We start from the raw sequence: 21,247 nt of genomic DNA on the forward strand, positions 1-21,247 counted from the left end.
TAGGGCCCAGATTAAGGCCCGGCAACATTCCTTTCTTTAACCAATTTTATCAAAATTTCCACGAGTCGCTTATGGCGCCCATGCCGGAAGTCGTTGGGGTAAGGCATATTGAATTCCTCGTCGAGGGCTTTCTCGTAATCGAGGTCGGAAAGCGGCAGGGGGGATTTGCACACGGCCCTGAGCGTGGCGTTGGAGCGGCCGGCGACCGTCACCTGTCCGAAGTACGCCCCCAGCAGCTCGGTCAGTGACTCGGGGGTGTGGTAGCGGATCCGCATCCACTTGCCCTGCATGAACCGCATGTCGACGTTCTCGGAGTCCAGGAACGACAGTCGAGTGGAGTCGTTGGCGCTGGTGCTGTGCTGTTTGGCCTCGAACGCCTGCTCCACCAGCAGGTTGCGAGTGCCGATGCACACCGTGCCGTCCCCGGCGCACAGCGCGTTGACGGCCGTCAGCACCCAGTGCTGGTAGTCCAGCGACGTGGTGGCGTTGATGACGGAGTCGAGGACCACCATCTCGTACAGGCCGTGCTCGGCCAGCCGCTTCTCGATCGTGCGGATCATCGAGACGACGCCTTTGACGTCCACGGCGTACTTGCCGGGGGTCGTGCGGTACGGCTCGTAGTCGTCGATGTTGTAGCCCTCGGGGCGCAGCTTCTTGGCGTAGTCGCCGTGCCCGGCGCCGAAGTCCACCACTCGCGTCTCGGGGCGCTCGCGCAACCGGGGCAGAGCCAGCTTCTCCCACACCTCCGACTTGTAGGCCAGCTTCCCCTTCTTGCGCAGCGAGGTGTACTGGCGCAGCCGCTTGGGCTGCACGATGTGCTGGTTGTAGACGGGCGCCTGCTCCTCCAGACCGGACCAGTCGTACACGCCGTACTCGCCTGTGAGGTCAGCGACCAGCTGTGCCGCGTCCAGGGACGGGCAGGTCCAGGCGAGGACGTCGAAGTGGTTCGCGGCGGCGACCACCGCGTACTCGGCGTTCAGCGCGATCTGGCCCTGGTCGTCGATGACGACGCTGCCCCACGCGCCGTGGCCGCCGGTCATGTGGGAAATGGCCTGCTGGAACGGCTTGTTGCGGGAGACGGCCACATCAATGCTCCGCCACGGGATCCACGACCACTGGCCGATGGGGCCGGGCTGTGCGTACACGACGCTCGCCTCGGTCTCGACGCGGTTGTGCAGGAGGTTGAACTGGATCTCGTCGGTCAGGCGCACGACCTGGCCGAGCATCACTGCCGGAGTGTGCGTCATCCCCAGCGCGGTCATGGCCTTGGTTCTCTGGTGGCCTGCGACCAAGGTTCCGTTGGCGTTGAGAATGACCGGCTTGACGACGCCGTGACGGGCGATGGACGCCTGCAGCCGCTCGAAAGCCTCCTCTGACAGATGCCGCGGGTTGTACTCGGCGGGGCGCAGGTCTTTCAGCGGGTACGCCTCGTAGAAGGTGGTGGTGGGGCCGCTGCTGTTGGGGGTGCTGATACCGGGCTCGCTTCTCATTCGCCCTCCTCCTCGTCGGCGAGCTCGGCCTGGCCGGCGCCGGGGGTGTCCTCGCTACTGCCGGGCACCTCGGCGGTCTCGGCGTGGGCCTCCTGCAGCAGGTGCCAGCCGAAGCCGAGGTCCGTGCGGGACTCGGAGAGGTACCGCTCGTAGATGGCATTCAGGGTCTCCACCTCGGCTGCGGTGATCTGCACGCGGGTGGTGGACCACTGCAGGTATCCCCACTGCAGGTACTCCAGCTTGGCCATGGCCCCGGTGCCTTGCCCGTCGGAGGGCAGGTCGATCGTGTCGGGCAGGGCCCGGCTGTCGAGGAGCTTGTCCAGGGCGGTCTGGTCATAGCCGGTGCCGTCCAGGTCTGGCAGGTCCTCCAGGATGTCGGCCAGCAGCTCGCTGTCGTACCCGGCAAGGTCGGAGGTGCGGTTGTCGACGACGACGATGCGGGCCGCGTCCTCGTCTGAGACGTCGACCCACGTCGCGGCGATCTGTTCCCAGCCGAGCTGCTTGGCAGCGGCCCAGGTGTGGTTACCGGCCAGGATCTCGTTCGGGCGGCCGGTGTGGGTGCCGCGGTTGACGACGATGGCCTTGTACTGGCCGTTGACGCGCAGCGATTCAGCGATGGCGTCGACGTCGCCGGTACGCGGGTTGCGGTAGTAGCCGGTCAGGTCGCCGATCGGCACCGCCAGAGGCAGTAGCGACTCGGGGATGCGGGCGGGCGCAGCACTCACAGCAGGAGCCCTTCGTGTAGGAGCGTGCCCCCGCGCCCTACGCCCGCCCACATTAGAGGATCACGCGCTCGGCAGCTCCAACTGCGCCTGTTCTCGGCGTCGGTGGCCGGCGTTGGCCGCATCAGGTGCTGGTGTCGTCGGACAGGCCCAGCACTGCCGTGTGGGTGCGGATGCGCAGGTACTTCTGGTCGGTGGTGTGCCCGTCGAAGCGGGCACGAGCGTCACCGACGGGAACCCGTCTGACGTGATCGAACAGAGAGAGGTCTGCGGGCGGGATGGGCCAGGTGAACTGCCAGCCCCCGGCGCGCAGGAACAGCCGACGCCAGCCGACGCCGGCGTCGGGCGCGGCCGCCAGCACGCTGGGGTGGAAGGCTGCGAGCCACGCGGCCAGGTGGTTACGCTCCCGCAGAACGCTGCCGAGGGCCGCTTCGTGCTCCTCGGCCAGGCGCCGCATCATCGACTCTGCCAAGCCGAGGACCTCGCGGGGCTGGACGGGCCTGCCCCTGGCATCCATGTCGGCTCGCCGTTCATCGAGGGGGGAGTCGCTCATGGGGTGTTCCTGTCGTCTGCGGGAAGAGCTGCGGAGGCGAGGCGCAAGCTGTGCGGGGCGGAGGTGGGCTGCCCGAAGCGATTGACACACGGGGCGTGGGCGGGGGCCTGGCAGGTGGGGCAGTACACGTCGAGGGCGGGGCGGGAACCGGCTGCGAGCAGGCGGGTGAGCCGGGTGATCTGGGCGGCCTGCCCGGCCTGGCTGGAGATCAGGTGCTCTACGCCGGCGCGGAGCCGTGCTGCCTCGGCCGGGCTGAGGGGCCGACGTTCGGTGTGGCCGATGAGGTACCGCATCTGCTCCACGACGGGCCGGTCCCCGTTGGGGCGGGCCCGGCTCACCGGTCGCGCGCTTTGTCTGCTTCGGTCCAGCGTCGCAGCAGTGAGCGGCGTTGGCCGCGCGTGAGCTGCACGGCCCGCGTGTAGACGGACACGACGCGGGCCTCGGGCACGCACCAGGTGGGGAAGCTGTCCTCTGTGGATGTCTCCAACTCACCGACCGGTTCAACGGTGTAGAGGTCGCCGTACCAGTAGCGGGAGGCGTAGAAGCGCGCATAGTCGCGGTCGCTGGTGATGTAGACCCGGTCAGGGCGTCCGGTCGCCGGATCGACGGCTTTGCCGCCGACCATGGCGGTCAGACCCTGGGCGCGGGCCTCGCAGACCTTGCAGCCGTCGATGACGTGCGGGGGGCTGGGGGTGATGAGGTCCCCGGGGTTGAGCCCGGGGACACCACCGTGGAAGTAGCGCAATGCCCCTCGCCTAACGGTCGTTGCAGCCGCAGATGCCCTGCGGTGTGCACCAGCCTGAGCAGGAATTGCACCAGATCCAGCCGGGGACTGGCGGGGTGCGCTCTGGTGCGGGCAGGTCGGCGGGAGACCGGCTGTTGCCCTCGGCGACGGCGTCTTTGAGCTTGGCGTAGTGCTCGGCCGCGTCGGGGTCGGGGCTGGACTGGTATGCGGGCGCCACCTGGGGTCTCCGGGCAGGGTCAGGGGGGCCGGGTTGATTGCGTTCGGCCATGACCTTTCCCAGCGGCCCATAGCGTTCCCTCATGAGCTGTTCGAACAGTTCTGGGTCGGCGGCATGGTCGGAGCGGTAGGTCGCGGTCACGAGGCTTCTCCTGGGTACGCGGGGACCCGCCCTGCCTGGTGGCGCGGGCGGGTCCATTCGCGGGCGCGTGGGGCGGCGTCCCCGTGTGGCGCCGCGTGGGCGGCGCCAGTGCCTGACGGGTAGGGCGCGGGGGGGTTGCCACCCGCCAGACACCGTTGGGGGATGCCGCATGCCACGGCAGTGCTGACAGGCCGGTTCCGCGGCTGCAGCCGTTCCCGTTCAGCGAGCAGAACGTACCACGATGGAGTGTTGTGGCACATCTATGAGAGACAGTTTCGGCAGGTGACTTTGCGGTCGCCGCCATGCTCCAGCTGGTCAGCTACTGGAGCCGGGTACTCGGCGCACTTCGTGGTGAAGTGGTTTCGATCCTCGGCATACCGGGCCGCATGGACGGTTCCGCCGGGTTCAACTACGCGCCGCGGGTACTCGGCAAGGACGTCCGCGCCGGCTGAGGGGGTGGCGGATTGTTCCGCCCACAGGACGGCGCCGAAACCGTAGCCGTCCAACGTGTCTGTGCCGCAGACGTCGGGTTCCTCAACGAGGAACAGCGCGTCCTGGTTGGTCTTGGGGAGGACGCCGAAGTCTTGGGGCGCCATGCGCTGCCAGTGGGGGCGGCCGTGGGTGTCGCTCACAGGGTTTCCCTTCGGTGGTTGGGACAAGGCCCGGCCCGCCCCGGGGCGGGGCGGGCCGGTTCACGTCAGACAGCAGCGGTGGCGGCGCGCTTGGCCGGGACCTTGCGCCTGGCCGGGGCCTTCGGCTTGGGCGCGACGAGCTCGGCCTCGGGCTCGGCGGGGGCCTGCGGCACGACGGGCTCGGTGACGGCCTCGGCCGGGGTCTCGGTGACGGGCTCGATGGCGGGCTCGATGGCGGGCTCGATGGCGGGCTCGATGGCGGGCTCGGCCGGGGCCTGCGGCCTGGCCTGGGCGACGAGGCTTTCGTGTTCGGCGGCGGGGTTCAGGCGGGCGATCTCACGGGCCTCAGCATGCGCCTTGGCCTGCCGCATGTTGAACCGCGCCTTGGCGACCGCGTCAGCAACACGGTCCATCTGGTCCAGGCGCTTGCCCACCTCGCCCTCCAGGGCCAGGGCCAGCTTCATCGGGTCCGCCTTGGCCAACTCGTCCAGCAGGCCCAGCACCTGCTCGATCCGGTCAATGCTCGAGCGGGTCTTGGTGCGGTCGCGCTGCCGCTCCTCGCGCTCCTCGGTGGTCATCTCCTCCACGATCATGGCGACGACCTGGCCCTGCTGCTGCTTGAGCGCGTACGCGAAGTGCACCAGCTCGTTGTCGCCGGCGAAGGCGCCCTTGGCCCACTTCTTCATGACCGCGGCCTGGTTGCCGGGCGTCAGCGCCGCGATCTGCACGGCGGCCTGGGTGCCGATCACGCCGGAGTTGACGTGCTGCTGCACCTCCTCGGTCAAGTTCAGCAGCGCCAGGCGGAGCATCACATACTGCGGGGACTTGCCGAACTCCTTGGCGACGTCCTTGGGTTCGGCGCCGTCCTGCTCATCGAGGATCCGGCGAAACGCCTTGGCCTCCTCCATCGGCGTCATGTCGGCACGGTTGACGTTCTCGGCGACCGCCCGCTTGAAACGCTCCAGGACGCTCAGGTCGTCTTTGGTGACGATGCACTTGATCTCGGTCAGCTCGGCGAGCTGGTGGGCGCGCCAACGGCGCTCGCCCGCGACGATCTCGTAGGCGTGGACTTCACCGTCCGCTGAGGCCTCGGCGGGCTGCATGGGGCGAACCTCGATGGGCTGCATGAGACCGAACCGCTTGATGGAGTCGGCGAGTTCCTGCAGGGCGCCCGGTTCGAAGAACTCGCGCGGCTGTCGCTCGTTGCGGTGGATCTGGTCAATGGGGAGGGTCGCGATCGTCATGGCTCGCTCCAAGAGGCCGTGGTCGGGGGGCTGTTCCCTCCCCCCGTCCTCTTATTCTAGACGCAATGCCGGTCTAAGGCCAGATTTTCTGGGGCAATTTTCGCAGGTCAGGGCATACATAGGGGCGGGCACCGAGAGATGCCCGCCCCTATGTACATGTGAGGTCGTTCAGCAAGCCCGCCCTAGCGTCGCCGCGGCGCCATCCGGCTGCGAACCCCCCTCATTCACGACGTCTCGTAGATCCTCATCGACCACCACGGCCAGCGCACGCAAGGCCGCCTCCGCCTCCTCGGCACCTAGAACAGGGCGCCTGGACAACTCGGCCTCCAACATGCGACTTCGAATGCGCGCCGGATCAATCGCCACCGGCCTATCCCTCCCCCTGGCGGGCGCCCCGCCGTCGAGCACGGTCACGTTCGGCCATCCACAGGTAGCCCCGGGCGCCCGGCCTACCTCCGGGCACCCCCGGCGGACTACCAGGTGGTGTCGTCGACTCGCTCGACCCCACTGCTCGCACCGCCGGCGTCGTCGGCGGGAACCACCCAAGTGGTGTCCCCGGCCTCGACTCTGCCTGATGTCATATGCCGTGGGCCTATCCCGACGAAGGCGGCCAAAGCGGCGAGCACGACAGCCGAAGCAATCCGGACAGCACGATTAATAAACACAAGTTCCCCTGATATCTACGCATGATGGCGACAGACAGGCGCGGAGTGGCGGCAACAACCAGCCCCTACCGATAACTTGCATGCCCCGTTACCCAACACCTTGTAATGGAACCGGGTGAAGATCAACCCGAAGCGTTACCGTACTTTCACGAGACCCACAATTCAGGGGATGTTAGGTGCCACAAGTACCCGACCTGCCGGATCTGTCCGATCAGACCACCCACGTCTACCAGCAGATACTGGAGGGAAATTGCGTCCCAGCCGAGACCCCCGGACTCGCTGAACTTCTAACCACTGGACTCGTTGTCGCCAGCCCCCACGGCAACAACACCTACACCGCCATTGACCCCCGATATCCGACCGGGGAGATGATTCGGCAACTCAACTCCCTCGTGGAGCAGCTGAGCGCCTTCACGGGTGCGCTGCCGGAATTCCTGACAACCGTGCACGACCAATACATGTCGACGAGGCCGCCGCACGAGTCGGTCCAGCGCCTGCGCGGCCGCCAGTTAGTCAATGAGCACATCTCCCGCGAGCACACCAACGCCCGCACCGAGATCATCTCCGCGCAGCCCGGCAACCGCACTCCCAAGGACCTGGCGTTCTCCTACGAACGTGACCGCGGTGCTCTGCAGCAGGGACTGTCCATGCGGACGCTGTACCACAGCTCGGTGCGCCGCGTCGCCACGGTCGGAGAGTGGGCGAATGCCATGACCACCGCCGGCGGGGAGATCCGCACCTTCAACGGCCGCTTCCCTCGCGCCATCATCTTTGACCGCCGCGTGGCCTTCATACCCGTACACACCGTCCCCGAGACGCCCCCTCACGATGCGGTCATGATTTCCGACCCCCTGGTGGTCGCGTATGCCGTCGCGATATTCGACCTGTTCTGGGAGCGTGCCGACTCGTGGTTCGGCTCCAGCCACGGTGATGACAAAGACTCTGCCACCTCAGCCACCCAGCGGGCGATCCTGCGAGAGCTGTGTCTGGGACGCACACAGTCGCAAGCCGCGAAGAACCTCGGGATCGGCCCCGCCTGGATCAACGAGCAACTGGGACAGCTCCGTAAGAAGCTCGGCGCGCGAACCCTCAACGAGGTCATCTACTGGTGGGCGACTTCGCCCGACCACAACCTGCAGGACTGACGCACCGGGCGCACTCTGGCTATGCAGCGCCAGGGGTGCGCCAGGTCAGCGTGACCCGGTGGGCCACATCGCGCACCCCGCGCGCCCGCGCGGCTCGAACCTGGATCTTGCCCACCAGCAGCACCACCAAGGCCCGTTTCGAGCGGTGCGGTGCGTGTTTCCACCAGCGCGCCAGGTCCTCGACGCCGCCCAGTGGCACCTCCACCACCTGCTCCAGGAACCGCAGCCGCGCCCGGTTCTCCTTCAAGCTCTGCCCGATGGCCCGGTCTGTGGCAACAAACGTGCTTCGCGCCAACTCGCCCTTGGCATAAGGCTCAGCAAGCTCAGTCCGCGACTTCTCCAGTTCGGCGATCCGCGTGCACACCTGGTCGGCGTCAACGCTCATACTCGCGCGGGCCGCCTCCAGCGCGACGATGGCGCCCGGGCGGAGCAGCTCACCCAGAACATGCTCGGCCACAAAATCTTCGAGCAGCGACGCGTTGATGCGGACCTTGCCGCAGCCGCCGCGACCCTCGAAGTTGGTCTGGCAGCGGTAGGACGGCGTCCCAGCGCCGGTACGGGCGCCCGCCATGCGCTGCCCGCACAGTTCGCACTCAACCAGCCCGCCCGCCAGCAGGTACTCATAGTCAGGTGCACGATCCTGATCACTTCGCACGCTGCCCGGCCGGCCGGGACGCTGCTGCAGCCACCGGAACTCATCCGGTGTAATCAGCGCCTCCCGGCCCGTCTCGCGTAGCTCATTGGTCTCGGGGTCCCGCTCCAGTCCGGCGATCGCCGGATTGTCCAGCAGGCGGCCGAGCGTCATGGAAGTCCACTCGCCACCCATGGTGCCCCGATGGCCCTCGGCCGTCATCCAGGCCGCAACCTCAGCCTGTGACTGTCCGGCCCGGATACGGCCGACGGCCTCACGTACAACTTGCCGCTCCTCCGCGCGAACCCGCGTCAGAGCCTGGTTGTCGAAGCCGTAAAAACGCGGCATGCCACCGTTCCCCACTCATCCAGCCGCCCGCCCAGGTCCCTGACGCAGAGAAGCGATCCCGAGCGCCTCCCACAGGGCAGCCGTCGGTATACGGATCGTGCTCCCCATCGTCAGCGTCCGCACAGGGAACTGACCAGCCTTGATCAGGTCGTACGCCTTGTTGTGTCCGATGCCCAGTGCGCGTGCTGCGGTCACCACGTTGACCGTCGCGGGCAGTGCCAGAACCTCATCCAGGCTCATTCCGCGCTGATCGGTGACCGGAGTGCTCGTCGTCATCTCGTTGTCGCGATCTCCCCCGCGCCAACATGTGCCACACCATACACGCGAGGCCTCAGTATCAGGGAGCGCATCCAAGCAACGCTAGGGAAGAATGTGCGCCCACAGTGATAACCCGGGGGTGGGGAAATGTTCGAAGACAAGACGTTCAAAAGGTGCGCCTGTAAGGGGCCGTTAGTGGGCGAGGACGGCAAACCGGTCCTGGACGACAACGGCCAGCAGAAGATCGGCTATCTGGAGCGCGCCTGCACCCGGCTCAAGGAGCGCGTCCACGGCTCGTGGTACTACCAGATCGAACTGGAGCGCGGCGGAGACGGCAAACGCAAGCGAGCCCGCGAGGGCGGCTTCGCCACCCAGGCCGAGGCCGCGGCCACCGCCACCGAAGTATGGCGGGCCTCCAAGGCCGGGGTGAACGTCCTATCGGACGAGACGGTCGCCGAGTTCCTGGCCCGCTGGCTCAAGAAGAAGAAGACCGAGCTGAAGCGGACCACCGCCCACGAGTACAAACGAGACATCGAGCTGTACCTGGTGCCGCACCTCGGGACGCTGAAGATGCGCGACCTTCGCGCCCGTCACGCCCAGGGCCTGTTCGACTGGATCGTCTCCGACAACGAGCGCCGGCTGGAGCACCGAGTCAAGGTCGACGAACTCAAAGCCCGCGCCGAGGCAAGGTCCGGAGCCTGGCGTGCGGCCCCCACCGGCACGAAAGCAGAGAAGGCGGAGCGGGCCCGCCTGCGGGAGTTGTGGACGACGACCCGCGCCGACTACCTGGCCGGCCGCAAGGACCTGCAGCGGACCACCGGCCCGGCGACCATGGTCAGCATCAAGGCCACCCTGTCCTCGGCGCTCAGCGACGCGGTGAAGGAGGAACTGATCGCCAAGAACTACGCGGCGCTCCTGACCCTCCCCAAGGTGACCAAGCCTCGCGCGCTCGCCTGGACCGCCCCGCGCGTCGCCCGCTGGCAGCGCACCGGGGACAAGCCGTCCCCGGTCATGGTGTGGACGCTGCAGCAGACCGCCCAGTTCCTGGACTTCATCGTCGACGACCGCCACTTCCCCGCCTGGCACCTGGTCCTCTTCCACGGCCTGCGCCGTGGCGAACTGGCCGCGCTCGCCTGGCACGAGGTGGACCTGGCCGAAGAGGTCATCCACATCAGCGAGCAACTGGTGTCGATCTCATACGAAGTCCACGAGGACGACCCGAAGGCCGACAGCGTCCGCGACATCAAGCTCAACCGGGACTCGGCGATGCTGCTGCAGGCGTGGCGTAAGAAGCAGACCGCCGAGCGCCGGAAGTGGGCCGAGGCCGGCGCGCCCGCCAAGTTCGGGAACCGAGTCTTCACCAAGGAGGACGGCGTCGCGTACCACCCGCAGTTCTTCACCGACCGCTGGGACCGGCTCGTGGAACTGTCCGGACTGCCGCCGATACGCCTCCACGACGGCCGCCACGAGGCCGCGAGCCTGGCACTCGCGGCCGGCGTCGCCCCGAAGGCCGTGCAGGCGATGCTCGGGCACTCATCCATGCGGATGACGACCGACACCTACCAGACAGTGCTGCCCGAGATGCACGCCGCGACTGCCTCGGCGTCCCTAGACCTCATCACCGCCTACCGGAAGGCGGAGGAGGAGGCGAAGGCGACGCTCGGACACGCCCCGGCGGAGACGACCGCCGACGCCTACCAGACGGCGCTGCCCGAGCAGGTGGAGAAACAGGCCGTGAAGAAGGCGCTGCGGGCGAGGAGGCAGCGCAGGCGCGTGGCCTGACAGACCGTCGGGCCCCACCTCGACCCCGGGCGGGCCCCATCTGGGCCCCATTCAGCCCTCGTACACGCCTCACGGAGCAGTGGTTTGGACCACAGGTGAGCCAAGGAAAAGCAAAAACCCCAGGTCAGAGCCTGACTGACCTGGGGTTTTCTTGAGCCCCCTGTCGGATTCGAACCGACGACCTACGCATTACAAGTGCGTTGCTCTGGCCATCTGAGCTAAGGAGGCCCGACCGCGCGCGGGGCGTGCGTGCACGTGCAGTGTACCCACGTCACAGCGGGGCCCTGTCGAGAGTTTCCGCGAACTTCACCGGTGCCCGGGTACTGACAGAACACATGAACGCCAGGTAGCGTCCTGACCCGGTTCACTCATGTGGACTACACCACTATGGGCGTTTCCATAGTGGATCACCACCTTTACAACGGATCGTCCGGCACGTTCCTGCCGGTGAAGGGGGCCCATCACCATGGCCACTGTCTCGTTCGACAAGGCGACCCGGATCTACCCAGGTTCCGAGAAGCCCGCCGTCGATGCCCTGGAGATCGACATCGAGGACGGCGAGTTCCTCGTCCTCGTCGGTCCCTCCGGCTGCGGCAAGTCCACCTCGCTCCGCATGCTCGCGGGGCTCGAGGACGTGAACGCCGGCACCATCCGCATCGGTGACCGCGACGTCACACACCTGCCGCCCAAGGACCGGGACATCGCGATGGTGTTCCAGAACTACGCGCTGTACCCGCACATGACCGTCGCCGACAACATGGGCTTCGCGCTCAAGATCGCCGGCGTCAACAAGGCCGACATCCGCCAGAAGGTCGAGGACGCGGCGAAGATTCTCGACCTCACCGAGTACCTCGGCCGCAAGCCGAAGGCCCTCTCCGGCGGTCAGCGCCAGCGTGTCGCCATGGGCCGCGCCATCGTGCGTGAGCCCCAGGTCTTCCTCATGGACGAGCCGCTGTCGAACCTCGACGCCAAGCTCCGCGTCTCCACCCGTACGCAGATCGCCTCGCTCCAGCGCCGCCTCGGCATCACCACGGTGTACGTCACCCACGACCAGGTCGAGGCCATGACCATGGGCGACCGTGTGGCCGTGCTGAAGGACGGTCTGCTCCAGCAGGTCGACTCGCCGCGCAACATGTACGACCGCCCGGCCAACCTCTTCGTCGCCGGCTTCATCGGCTCCCCGGCCATGAACCTGGTCGAGGTCCCGATCACCGACGGCGGCGTGAAGTTCGGCAACAGCGTCGTCCCGGTCAACCGCGAGGCCCTGAAGGCCGCCGCCGACAAGGGCGACCGCACGGTCACCGTCGGTGTGCGCCCCGAGCACTTCGACGTCGTCGAGCACAACGGCGAGGCCGCCAAGTCGCTGTCGAAGGACACCGAGGACGCCCCGGCCGGCCTGGCCGTCTCGGTGAACGTCGTCGAGGAGCTCGGCGCCGACGGCTACGTCTACGGCTCCGCCAAGGTCGACGACAAGTCCACGGACCTCGTCGTCCGCGTCAGCGGCCGCTCGGTCCCGGACAAGGGCGCCACGCTCCACGTCGTGCCGCGTCCGGGCGAGATCCACGTGTTCTCCACCTCGACGGGCGAGCGTCTGTCCGACTGACGTCCGCGTCAGCCCGGCGAAAGCGCACACCCCGTAAGGGTTGAATTCACCGAAGTCGACGAAGAGGGCCCCGCAGCAGGCTGCGGGGCCCTCTTCGCTGTCGACAAATACCCCGGCAGACCGGGCATTTCGATATGCGTGCGTCAACCCAGTACCCAGAAAACACCACTTCCCCATCCCTCGAACCGGTGACTAAATGTCGCCAAATCATCACCCCGCGCTACCCTCACTCGCGTGAAGCACTCCACCACTAACCAACGGACCCGGCGTGGCCGTGGCCCCGCCCGCCGGATCGGCCGCACCCTCGCCCTCGTTCTGCCTGTCGTCCTGGTGCTCTCCGGGACTCTCGCGGTCACCCGAGTCAACTGGTCGGGGAATTCCTCGAGCTCGGTGCTCACCGCGTCCTCCGAAGACGTCTCGGCACGAGCCGTCTCCCGTGCCCCGCAGGACGTCCTGCGCGACAAGCTGCTCCTGGAACTCCAGGAGAAGAACCCGGGCGTGGCTCTCACCCACCTCCAGGAGGCGGTGAACGGCCGTCCGACGCTCGCGAAGCACTGCGCCTCCATCGCCCGCGCCCTGGGCCGCGCCGCGGTCCGTGCGTACGGGCCGACGCGCGCCCAGTCCTTCGCCCGGCCCGTCTGCGACACAGCGTTCGCCTCGGGGGTCGCGGCCACCCATTTCTGAGGTCACCGCCCCGTCCCCGGCGCGGCTCCCCTCGGAGACCGAAGCTCCCTCCGAGGGGCACAACCCTTCACGGCCGCCGCCCGCGGCACCACGTGCCACCCGGTCCACAGCGCCGCGAATCAGCCGATTCCGGGCAGCCCGGTAACAGCTGATTAAGGAACGGTTGCCGCAGGAAGCCGCGTGCGGGGCGCCACGTACAGTTCGGGCATGACCGATCCGAACGCCGCGTCGCGCCCCGTTCAAGCCGTTGTCCTGGCCGGCGGCCAGGGTTCCCGGCTGCGTCCCTACACCGACGACCGGCCCAAGCCGATGGTCGAGATCCCCGGCACCGGGACACCGATCATCGGCCACCAGCTGACCTGGCTCGCCGAGGAGGGCGTGACCGACGTCGTCGTCTCCTGCGGTCACCTCGCCGACGTCCTGCAGAAGTGGCTGGACTCGGCCGACCTTCCGCTCAACGTCACGACCGTCGTCGAGACGGAGCCCCTCGGCCGCGGCGGCGGCCTCAAGTACGCCGCGGCACACCTCCCGCACCCCGACCTGCCCTGGTACGCGACGAACGGTGACATCTGGACCCGTTTCTCGCTGCGCGACATGGCGGACTTCCACGCCGAGCGCGACGCGGTCGCGACCCTCGCGCTGGCCCGCCCCCGCATCCCGTGGGGTGCCGTCAAGACGGACGGCTTCGGTCACATCACGGACTTCATCGAGGCCCCGCCCTCCACGTTCGAGATCAACGCGGGCGTCTACGTCTTCTCCCCCGAGTTCACCGACATGCTCCCCGAGCGCGGCGACCACGAGCGCACCACCTTCCCCCGCCTGGCCCGCGAACGCCGGCTGTCCGGCTTCCCGATCCCGCAGGGTGCCTACTGGCGCGCCATCGACACCGCCAAGGACCTCACGGAGGCGGCGAAGGAGCTCGCGGCCCTGGGTCGTTAGAGACGCCCTCCCGGCCCTACGAGAGCCGTCCGGGCGCGGCGACGTGACCACGTACGCAAAGCGACGGCGCGACGGACAAGGCTGCGCACGCGAGCCACGGACAGGGCTGCGCACACAACGCCACAGCACGGCGGACAGAGCTGCGCCCACACCCCCACGGCGGCTTCCGCCACCGCCTCCGAGCTGCTCACGCGCAAGGCGACGACAGGGCCCCGCACGCTTGCGTGCGGGGCCCTGTCGTCGTTGCGGTGGGGCGAGGGCGTCAGCCCAGCAGGCCGCCCACCAGACCCGGCTGGCCGGTGGACGAACTCCCGCCGCCGGTGGAGGTGCCGTTCGCGGAGCCCGTACCGCCGGTGCCGCCGCTGCCCCCGCTGCTGCCGCCGGTCGAGGTACCACCGCTGCCGGTGGGGCCCGCGCTGGTGCTCGGGGCCTGGTCGACCGGCGAGGACTGCTGGGGCGGGGCCTGGCCGCTGCCCTGGGTCTGGCTGGGCTGCCCGCCGCCGGCCCGGCCGGTCTCCTGGGTCGCGCCCGGCGTACCGGCCGCATGCGACGGGGGCGCGGAGCTGCTCCGGCTGGGCGCCACGGAGGCCGACGGGGTGGCCTTCTGGTGCCGCTTGCCGGGCGTCTCGGGGAGCGGGGAGCCGGGCAGTTCGTTGCGCGGGGCCTCGCCGGGTCCGGGGACGACGATCCGGCCGGAGTCTCGGACGGCGCCGCCGAGGAGCGAACCGATGAGCAGGGTCAGTCCGACGACGATGGCCGTGAGGAGCGCGCCGCGGCGCAGCACCCGTGCGCGCAGGTCCCAGATGTCGGCGCGCGGCCCGAGCGTCCGCCAGGCCTCACTGGCCAGCCGCCCGTCGGCGGAGTAGACCGGGGCGCCCGCGATGATCAGCGGGGACCAGGCTGCGAGGTAGATGATGTCGGGCGCGTCGTACGCGGGCACGGTCTTCCAGCTGACCGTGACGATGAGCGCCGCCGACAGCATCGCGCCGACGATCGCGGCCACCCGCTGCCACAACCCGAGGACGGTCAGGACGCCGACGATCACCTGGAAGAAGGCGATGACGAGCCCGGAGCCGACGGGATGCTGGAGCGCGAACTGCCGCAGCGGCTCCGCGACTTCCCACGGGTGCAGGGTGTTGAGCCACTTCGTCATGGAGCCGCGCTTGCCGCCGTCGAAGTAGACGGGGTCGCAGAGCTTGCCCATGCCGGCGTAGACGGAGATGAATCCGAGGAAGACACGCAGCGGGAGCAGCACGACGCCGAGGTTCATCCGGCGGCCCGGGTGATAGGCGTGCCGGACCGGGTCGGAGCTGCGCCGCCTGACGGGGGCGTCGCCCGCCGTCTCGTCGTAGCCGTCGCCCTCGTAGCCGTCGTCCCCGAAGTCGGCGTCCGCGTAGGCCTGTTCGCCGTAGGCCCGTTCGTCGTAGGCGCTGCCCACGCTGCGCATCCGCGGCAGCAGCCGCTGCTCTTCGCCGACGGGAGTGCGCGGGCTGCCGACCAGGGGCGTCTCGACCGTGTCGACGGTCAGATCGCCTGCGTAGCCGGGCTGTTCGCCGATGCGCGGGATGACCTGGGTCGAACCGGCGTCGGCCTTCGGCCCGTTGGAGCCGTGGGTCAGGCCCGCGCTTCGTACGGCCTGGAGCAGGCGGTGGGCGCCGGTGTCGTCCGGTGCGGACTTCCCGCTCCAGACGACGGGCGCACGGCGGCGGGCCCCGTCGGCCGGAGCGGCTCTGCCCGCCCGGCCCGGCGCGACACCGGGGTTCCGCGCGGCGTCGCCGGGAGAGCCCAAGTGCCGTGCGAAGCGCGGGGACTGGCCTCGCGAGGCGCCCGCCAGCTGGACGCGGAAGCTCGCATGATTGACGATGACCTGCGCCGGATCGCTCGGCACCTTCACCATGCTCAGCGCGGGAACGTCGTCGAATCCCGACGAGCGGTCCCCCGTGGGTGTGCGGGGTGTTCTGGTGTCCACACTCATCTAACCGAGTGACGTGTGGTTAGGACACTGCTTTGACCACGCCGAACTGTCCGGACCGCGTCAAGATCGTTCAGAACATCCCGATTGTCCCACGAGGGTGACCGCCTGGACGTTTGTTCAGGCGCGTCGGCGTGCCGCCTCGTACAGCACAACTCCCGCCGCGACACCGGCGTTCAGCGACTCCGCGCCACCGGGCATCGGAATCCGCACCCGGAAGTCGCAGGTCTCGCCGACCAGTCGGGACAGACCCTTGCCCTCACTGCCGACGACGATGACGACGGGGCCGCCCAGCGCCTCCAGGTCACCGACCTCGACCTCGCCGTCCGCGGCGAGTCCGACGACCACGAGACCGGCCTTCTTGTACGACTCCAGGGCGCGCGTCAGGTTGGCGGCGCGCGCGACGGGCGTACGGGCGGCGGCACCGGCCGACGTCTTCCAGGCACCGGCGGTCATGCCGGCCGCACGGCGCTCGGGCACGACCACGCCGTGGCCGCCGAAGGCGGAGGCGGAACGGACGACCGCACCGAGGTTGCGGGGGTCGGTCACACCGTCGAGGGCGACGATCAGCGGGTCCTGGCCCTCGTCGTACGCGGCGGCGGCGAGGTCCTCGGGGTGCGCGTACTCGTACGGCGGGACCTGAAGGACGAGACCCTGGTGGTTGAGCCCGTTGGTCATGCGGTCCAGCTCGGGGCGCGGGGCCTCCATCAGGTGGATGCCGCCGCGCTCGGCGACGAGCTGGAGCGCCTCGCGGACCCGCTCGTCGTTGTCGATGAACTGCTGCACGTAGAGCATCGTGGCCGGGACGCCCTCGCGCAGCGCCTCGACGACGGAGTTGCGCCCGACCACCATCTCGGACGTGCCCTTGCCGCCGCGGCCCTTGGGGTGGGCGGGGCGGCGGACGATCTGCTTCGCCTTGGCGCCCGCGATGCGGTTCTTCTTGTGACCCTTGCGCATCTCGGCGGGCGGGGTCGGACCCTTGCCTTCCAGGCCCCGGCGCCGCTGGCCGCCACTGCCGACCTGCGCGCCCTTCTTGCCGGACATGCGGCGGTTGTTAGCAGCCATGACCTACCTGTCTGTGTGAGACGTGCGTGTGTACGTATATGAAGTGTGCCGCCCGGAGGTCCGGGCGGCACAATCGATCAAGGCCGACGGGGGTCGGCCGGGGCCGCCGGAGCGGGTGCTCAGCGCGGTCCGAGCGTCCAGCGCGGCCCCTGCGGACCGTCCTCGATGACCAGGCCGGACTGGTTGAGCTGGTCGCGGATGGCGTCCGCGGTGGCCCAGTCCTTGCGGGTACGGGCGGCCTCGCGCTGGTCGAGAACCATCCGGACGAGGGTGTCGACGACGCCGTGGAGGTCATCGCCGCGGTCGCTCTCGTCGGCCCACTGCGAGTCCAGCGGGTCGAGTCCGAGGACGCCGAGCATGGCCCGTACCTCGGCGAGGCGGGCGACGGCGGCTTCCTTGTCGTCGGCGGCGAGGGCGGAGTTCCCCTGGCGGACCGTCGTGTGCACGATGGCGAGCGCCTGCGGGACGCCCAAGTCGTCGTCCATCGCCTCGGCGAACGCGGGCGGCACCTCGGCGGACGGCTCGACGACGCCCCCCGCCTTCTCGACCACCCGCTGCACGAAGCCCTCGATACGCGCGAACGCCGACTCGGCCTCGCGCAGGGCCTCTTCGCTGTACTCGATCATCGAGCGGTAGTGCGGGGTGCCGAGGTAGTAGCGCAGCACGATGGGGCGCCACGCCTTGACCATCTCGGAGACGAGCACCGAGTTCCCGAGGGACTTCGACATCTTCTCGCCGCTCATGGTGACCCAGGCGTTGTGCACCCAGTACTTCGCGAACTCGTCGCCGAAGGCCTTGGCCTGCGCGATCTCGTTCTCGTGGTGCGGGAAGATCAGGTCGATCCCGCCGCCGTGGATGTCGAAGGCGCTGCCCAGGTACTTGTGGGCCATGGCCGAGCACTCCAGGTGCCAGCCGGGACGGCCCCGGCCCCAGGGCGTCTCCCAGCTCGGCTCGCCCGGCTTCACGGCCTTCCACATGGCGAAGTCACGCGGGTCGCGCTTGCCGATCTCCCCCTCGCCCGACGGCTGGAGCAGGTTGTCGAGCTCCTGGTTGGAGAGCTGGAGATAGCCGTCGTACGACCGCACGTCGAAGTAGACGTTCCCGTCGGAGGCGTACGCGTGGCCGCGCTCGATGAGCCCGCGCATCATCTCGATCATCTCGGGGATGTGGCCGGTGGCACGCGGTTCGTACGTGGGCGGCAGGCAGCCGAGCGCGTCGTAACCGTCGTTGAAGGCGCGCTCGTTGTCGTAGCCGATGGACCACCAGGGGCGGCCCTGTTCGGCCGACTTGGCGATGATCTTGTCGTCGATGTCCGTGACGTTCCTGATGAACGTCACGTCATAGCCGCGGTACTCGAACCAGCGGCGCATGATGTCGAAGTTGAGGCCCGAGCGGATGTGCCCGATGTGCGGTGCGGCCTGCACGGTCGCGCCACAGAGGTAGATCGAGACGCAACCCGGCATGAGCGGGGTGAAATCACGGATCTGCCGGGCGCTGGTGTCGTACAGGCGAATGGTCACCACTCCAGGGTAGTGGGCCCCGGGTAGTGCCCCGCGACCCTTCCCTCGCAAGGCCACGTATTCGTGACATACGGGGGACCGCCCGTCCGGTTCACCCCGCCCGCCCCGTCCGGCCCAAGAGGACAAGCCTTTCGGGTGAACACCGGGCGGGCCGGGGAACATCGGGGAATTCAGGGAGCGGGGACGACGGGGACCCGATGGCTCCGGAGGGTCCGGAGGGTCCGGAGGGTCCGGAGGGTCCGGAGGGTCCGGAGGGTCGTCCAGGGGTCCCTACGATCCGGAGGGTCCGAGGGGCGGACCCGGGAGTCCGCCCCGGTCTCGGACCTGCCTCGCGGCGGATCTCAGCCCGCCCGGACGACCAGTGCCGTGGCGACCGCCATCAGTCCCTCGTCCCGGCCCGGGAATCCGAGCCCGTCCGTCGTGGCGCCCGACACCGACACCGGTGCCCCCACCGCGTCCGAAAGGATCTTCTGGGCCTCGTCCCGCCGCTTGCCGATCTTCGGGCGGGGCCCGACGACCTGGACCGCGACGTTGCCGACGACGAAGCCTGCCTCGCGGACGATCCGCGCCGCCTCCGTCAGCAGCACGACCCCCGACGCCCCGGACCACTCCGGGCGCCCGGTGCCGAAGTGGGCCCCGAGATCACCGAGGCCCGCCGCCGAGAAGAGCGCGTTGCACGCGGCGTGCGCGACGACGTCCGCGTCGGAGTGCCCGGCGAGTCCGGGCCCCTCCCCCTCCCATTTCAGGCCGGCACACCACAGTTCCCGCCCTTCCTCGAAGGCGTGGATGTCGGTGCCGATCCCGACGAGCGGGAGTACGGGAGCCGGACCGCTCCGGGCCGCGGCATCCTGTCCGGCCGTCCGCTCCGGCGTCTCAGAACCCATCGTTCAGCCTCCGCCGTGCGAGGACCGCCTCCGCCAGCACCAGGTCCAGCGGGCGCGTCACCTTGAACGCCTCCTCGTGGCCGGGCACGACCACGACCCGCACGCCCAACTGCTCGACCATGCTCGCGTCGTCGGTCACGTTGTCGGTGACGGTCTCGTGGGCCCGCACGAGCGTCTCGCGGTCGAAGCCCTGGGGCGTCTGCACGGCACGCAGCCGCGCCCGCTCGGGGGTGGCCACGACCGGCTCGGGCTCCCCGGCGACGGCCGCGGGCTCGACCTCCTTGACGGTGTCGGCGAGCGGCAGCGCCGGTACGACGGCGGGAGCGCCGTCCCGTACGGCCTCGATGACGGCGTCCACGGTGTCGACGGGGACGAGCGGCCGGGCCGCGTCGTGAACGAGGACGATGTCGATGCCGGGCGGCAGCGCGTCGAGCCCGTACTTCACGGACTCCTGGCGGCTGTCACCGCCAGGGACGACCAGGAAGTCGGTGCGGTCGGGCAGCGCGTGCGCGTCGAGCAGCGTCTTCACCTCGGCCGTGCCGTCCGGCGGGGCGACGACGACGACCAGGGACACGGCGCGGGACGCGGCCATCGCGCGGACCGCGTGGATGAGCATGGGCGTGCCGTTCAGCGCGCGGAGCGCCTTGGGGGCGCCCGGACCGAGGCGCACACCTCGTCCGGCGGCCGGAATCACGGCAGCGGTGCGGGCTTCCGGCGGCGAAGGGAGCGAAACGTCAGACATCGGTTCCTGTCAGGTTTGTGTGCTCGACCGGGATGGGTATGGCCTGGGGGTACCCCCTGCTCGGAGAGCTGGGGGAGCGCCGGGCGCGACGCCTTGACCGGACCCTTCCGTGACATCCGGTCGAGTCGAGGGCCCGGGTCGGCACTCCAAGTATCGGATACGCCGGTATACCGCGGGAAAGCCGATGCCGGGTGAACGTCCGGTTTTACCGAATGGGCGCGGGTACGAACATGCCGCAGCGCCCGGCGACAGCAATTGCGTCATCGGGCACCGCGGCATTTCATTGCGCTGCTGCGCAGGCTTGGGCGTACGTCAAGACGACCGGCGTCTCGGCGACTGAGCCGGCGTCAGGACGCGAGAACCTCGTCGAGCAGGGCCTCGGCCTTGTCCTCGTTGGTGTTCTCCGCGAGGGCGAGCTCGCTCACCAGAATCTGGCGCGCCTTGGCGAGCATGCGCTTCTCACCTGCGGAGAGTCCGCGCTCGCGCTCACGACGCCACAGGTCACGCACGACTTCCGCGACCTTGATGACATCGCCGGAGGCGAGCTTCTCCAGATTTGCCTTGTAGCGACGCGACCAGTTCGTGGGCTCCTCGGCGTACGGCGCGCGCAGCACCTCGAAGACCCGGTCCAGCCCGTCCTGACCGACCACATCACGTACGCCGACGAACTCCGCATTGTCCGCTGGCACACGTACCGTCAGGTCACCCTGGGCGACCTTCAGCACCAAGTAGGTCTTGTCCACGCCTTTGATCTGGCGAGTTTCGATGGCCTCGATCAGCGCGGCCCCGTGATGGGGATAGACCACGGTGTCGCCAACCTTGAACGTCATGTGACAGGTACCCCTTCCGTGGCTATCCAGAGTAACACGGAAACGGCGTCTTCTGAATGGCGTTTTCGCAGGTCAGGGCATATCTCGGGGCTTGACAACCGCAACAGGAACGTGCTGCGAGGGGCGAGCGGAAGAGGGTATTCGCAGGTCGGAGCGGCTGTCCATGCGGAGTGAAACGCGTACGTTACAGACACCCGGGACCTGCCACCAGGGTCTGAACATCCTGTTTTGTCCGGCTCCAAGAGCGCGACTTCCGCTACTCCGTTCGATGGGCGGAGCCGAGTACGAGACGAATCCGGAATTGATCAAGGCGCTCGATGATCACCTGCTCATCGACCCTCGATGACCCCCGTGATCCATTTCCCGGAGAACAGGGCATTCATTCCACGAAATGCGCAAGCCTAAGTCGGCGAACTTATGTGAATGGCGGACGAG

At 68.8% G+C, this 21,247-nt stretch carries 21 protein-coding genes and 1 tRNA gene; 6 read left to right on the forward strand and 16 right to left on the reverse strand.

Annotated elements, in window-relative coordinates; all coding sequences use genetic code 11:
- Nucleotides 1-11 precede the first annotated feature (11 nt).
- From N4G66_RS01370 to N4G66_RS01395, 6 genes are all read right to left on the reverse strand, one after another.
- Nucleotides 12-1,490: a ParB N-terminal domain-containing protein gene (locus tag N4G66_RS01370; RefSeq protein ID WP_261702016.1), complete on the reverse strand. Its 1,479-nt coding sequence runs from the start codon at nt 1,488-1,490 to the stop codon at nt 12-14.
- Nucleotides 1,487-2,215: a ParB/RepB/Spo0J family partition protein gene (locus N4G66_RS01375; RefSeq protein ID WP_261702017.1), complete on the reverse strand. Its 729-nt coding sequence runs from the start codon at nt 2,213-2,215 to the stop codon at nt 1,487-1,489. The genes N4G66_RS01370 and N4G66_RS01375 overlap by 4 nt, the downstream gene beginning before the upstream one ends.
- A 121-nt stretch (nt 2,216-2,336) precedes the next feature.
- A complete protein-coding gene (locus tag N4G66_RS01380; RefSeq protein WP_261702018.1) occupies nt 2,337-2,765 on the reverse strand; it encodes a hypothetical protein in 429 nt (142 codons plus the stop codon).
- Entirely contained in the window at nt 2,762-3,058 is a 297-nt protein-coding gene (locus N4G66_RS01385; RefSeq protein WP_449343307.1) for a zinc finger domain-containing protein, read from the reverse strand. Before N4G66_RS01385 ends, N4G66_RS01380 begins: the two co-directional genes overlap by 4 nt.
- A gap of 41 nt (nt 3,059-3,099) precedes the next feature.
- Nucleotides 3,100-3,510, reverse strand: a complete 411-nt coding sequence (locus N4G66_RS01390) for a hypothetical protein (RefSeq protein ID WP_261702020.1) — start codon at nt 3,508-3,510, stop codon at nt 3,100-3,102.
- Nucleotides 3,511-3,520: 10 nt separating this feature from the next.
- Nucleotides 3,521-3,868, reverse strand: coding sequence for a hypothetical protein (locus tag N4G66_RS01395; RefSeq protein WP_261702021.1), 348 nt, complete (start codon nt 3,866-3,868; stop codon nt 3,521-3,523).
- 302 nt (nt 3,869-4,170) lie between these two features.
- On the opposite strand from N4G66_RS01395, the gene N4G66_RS01400 reads away from it, so the two are divergent.
- Nucleotides 4,171-4,320, forward strand: coding sequence for a hypothetical protein (locus N4G66_RS01400; RefSeq protein WP_261702022.1), 150 nt, complete (start codon nt 4,171-4,173; stop codon nt 4,318-4,320).
- A 245-nt stretch (nt 4,321-4,565) separates the two neighbouring features.
- On the opposite strand, the gene N4G66_RS01405 is transcribed toward N4G66_RS01400, so the two are convergent.
- Complete coding sequence (locus tag N4G66_RS01405) at nt 4,566-5,744, reverse strand: ParB/RepB/Spo0J family partition protein (RefSeq protein ID WP_261702023.1); 1,179 nt, start codon at nt 5,742-5,744, stop codon at nt 4,566-4,568.
- Between the two features lie 841 nt (nt 5,745-6,585).
- On the opposite strand from N4G66_RS01405, the gene N4G66_RS01410 reads away from it, so the two are divergent.
- A complete protein-coding gene (locus N4G66_RS01410; RefSeq protein WP_261702024.1) occupies nt 6,586-7,554 on the forward strand; it encodes a hypothetical protein in 969 nt (322 codons plus the stop codon).
- A gap of 19 nt (nt 7,555-7,573) precedes the next feature.
- On the opposite strand, the gene N4G66_RS01415 is transcribed toward N4G66_RS01410, so the two are convergent.
- Together N4G66_RS01415 and N4G66_RS01420 are read right to left on the reverse strand one after the other, a co-directional pair.
- A complete protein-coding gene (locus N4G66_RS01415; protein ID WP_261702025.1) occupies nt 7,574-8,533 on the reverse strand; it encodes a recombinase family protein in 960 nt (319 codons plus the stop codon).
- A gap of 15 nt (nt 8,534-8,548) precedes the next feature.
- The gene (locus N4G66_RS01420; RefSeq protein WP_261702026.1) at nt 8,549-8,809 is read right to left on the reverse strand and encodes a helix-turn-helix domain-containing protein; all 261 of its coding nucleotides are present in this window, start codon (nt 8,807-8,809) and stop codon (nt 8,549-8,551) included.
- 177 nt (nt 8,810-8,986) lie between these two features.
- Between N4G66_RS01420 and N4G66_RS01425 the strand changes: the two genes are divergently transcribed.
- Nucleotides 8,987-10,573, forward strand: coding sequence for a site-specific integrase (locus tag N4G66_RS01425; RefSeq protein ID WP_261702027.1), 1,587 nt, complete (start codon nt 8,987-8,989; stop codon nt 10,571-10,573).
- 154 nt (nt 10,574-10,727) lie between these two features.
- Here N4G66_RS01425 and N4G66_RS01430 read toward each other — a convergent pair.
- Nucleotides 10,728-10,801 (reverse strand) — tRNA-Thr (locus N4G66_RS01430).
- A 238-nt stretch (nt 10,802-11,039) separates the two neighbouring features.
- Here N4G66_RS01430 and N4G66_RS01435 point away from each other — a divergent pair.
- From N4G66_RS01435 to N4G66_RS01445, 3 genes are all read left to right on the forward strand, one after another.
- Nucleotides 11,040-12,176 (forward strand): ABC transporter ATP-binding protein, encoded by a 1,137-nt coding sequence (locus tag N4G66_RS01435; RefSeq protein ID WP_261702028.1) that lies wholly within the window; start codon nt 11,040-11,042, stop codon nt 12,174-12,176.
- Between the two features lie 234 nt (nt 12,177-12,410).
- Nucleotides 12,411-12,860: a hypothetical protein gene (locus N4G66_RS01440; RefSeq protein ID WP_261702029.1), complete on the forward strand. Its 450-nt coding sequence runs from the start codon at nt 12,411-12,413 to the stop codon at nt 12,858-12,860.
- A gap of 207 nt (nt 12,861-13,067) precedes the next feature.
- Complete coding sequence (locus N4G66_RS01445; protein ID WP_261702030.1) at nt 13,068-13,799, forward strand: nucleotidyltransferase family protein; 732 nt, start codon at nt 13,068-13,070, stop codon at nt 13,797-13,799.
- A 262-nt stretch (nt 13,800-14,061) separates the two neighbouring features.
- On the opposite strand, the gene N4G66_RS01450 is transcribed toward N4G66_RS01445, so the two are convergent.
- The 6 genes from N4G66_RS01450 to N4G66_RS01475 form a co-directional block, all read right to left on the reverse strand.
- A complete protein-coding gene (locus tag N4G66_RS01450) occupies nt 14,062-15,768 on the reverse strand; it encodes a DoxX family protein (protein WP_261702142.1) in 1,707 nt (568 codons plus the stop codon).
- Nucleotides 15,769-15,891: 123 nt separating this feature from the next.
- Nucleotides 15,892-16,836, reverse strand: coding sequence for a 23S rRNA (guanosine(2251)-2'-O)-methyltransferase RlmB (gene rlmB, locus N4G66_RS01455; RefSeq protein WP_261702031.1), 945 nt, complete (start codon nt 16,834-16,836; stop codon nt 15,892-15,894).
- A gap of 119 nt (nt 16,837-16,955) precedes the next feature.
- Entirely contained in the window at nt 16,956-18,356 is a 1,401-nt protein-coding gene (gene cysS, locus N4G66_RS01460) for a cysteine--tRNA ligase (protein WP_261702032.1), read from the reverse strand.
- 341 nt (nt 18,357-18,697) lie between these two features.
- Nucleotides 18,698-19,240 carry a 2-C-methyl-D-erythritol 2,4-cyclodiphosphate synthase gene (gene ispF / locus N4G66_RS01465; protein ID WP_261702033.1) on the reverse strand — a complete coding sequence of 181 codons (543 nt, stop codon included), beginning with the start codon at nt 19,238-19,240 and terminating at the stop codon, nt 18,698-18,700.
- Nucleotides 19,230-19,982, reverse strand: coding sequence for a 2-C-methyl-D-erythritol 4-phosphate cytidylyltransferase (gene ispD / locus N4G66_RS01470; protein ID WP_261702034.1), 753 nt, complete (start codon nt 19,980-19,982; stop codon nt 19,230-19,232). Before ispD ends, ispF begins: the two co-directional genes overlap by 11 nt.
- 347 nt (nt 19,983-20,329) lie before the next feature.
- A complete protein-coding gene (locus N4G66_RS01475) occupies nt 20,330-20,812 on the reverse strand; it encodes a CarD family transcriptional regulator (protein WP_003953493.1) in 483 nt (160 codons plus the stop codon).
- Between the last annotated feature and the right edge of the window lie 435 nt (nt 20,813-21,247).

This window comes from Streptomyces rhizosphaerihabitans, assembly GCF_025399795.1.
Taxonomy (GTDB): Bacteria; Actinomycetota; Actinomycetes; order Streptomycetales; family Streptomycetaceae; genus Streptomyces; species Streptomyces rhizosphaerihabitans.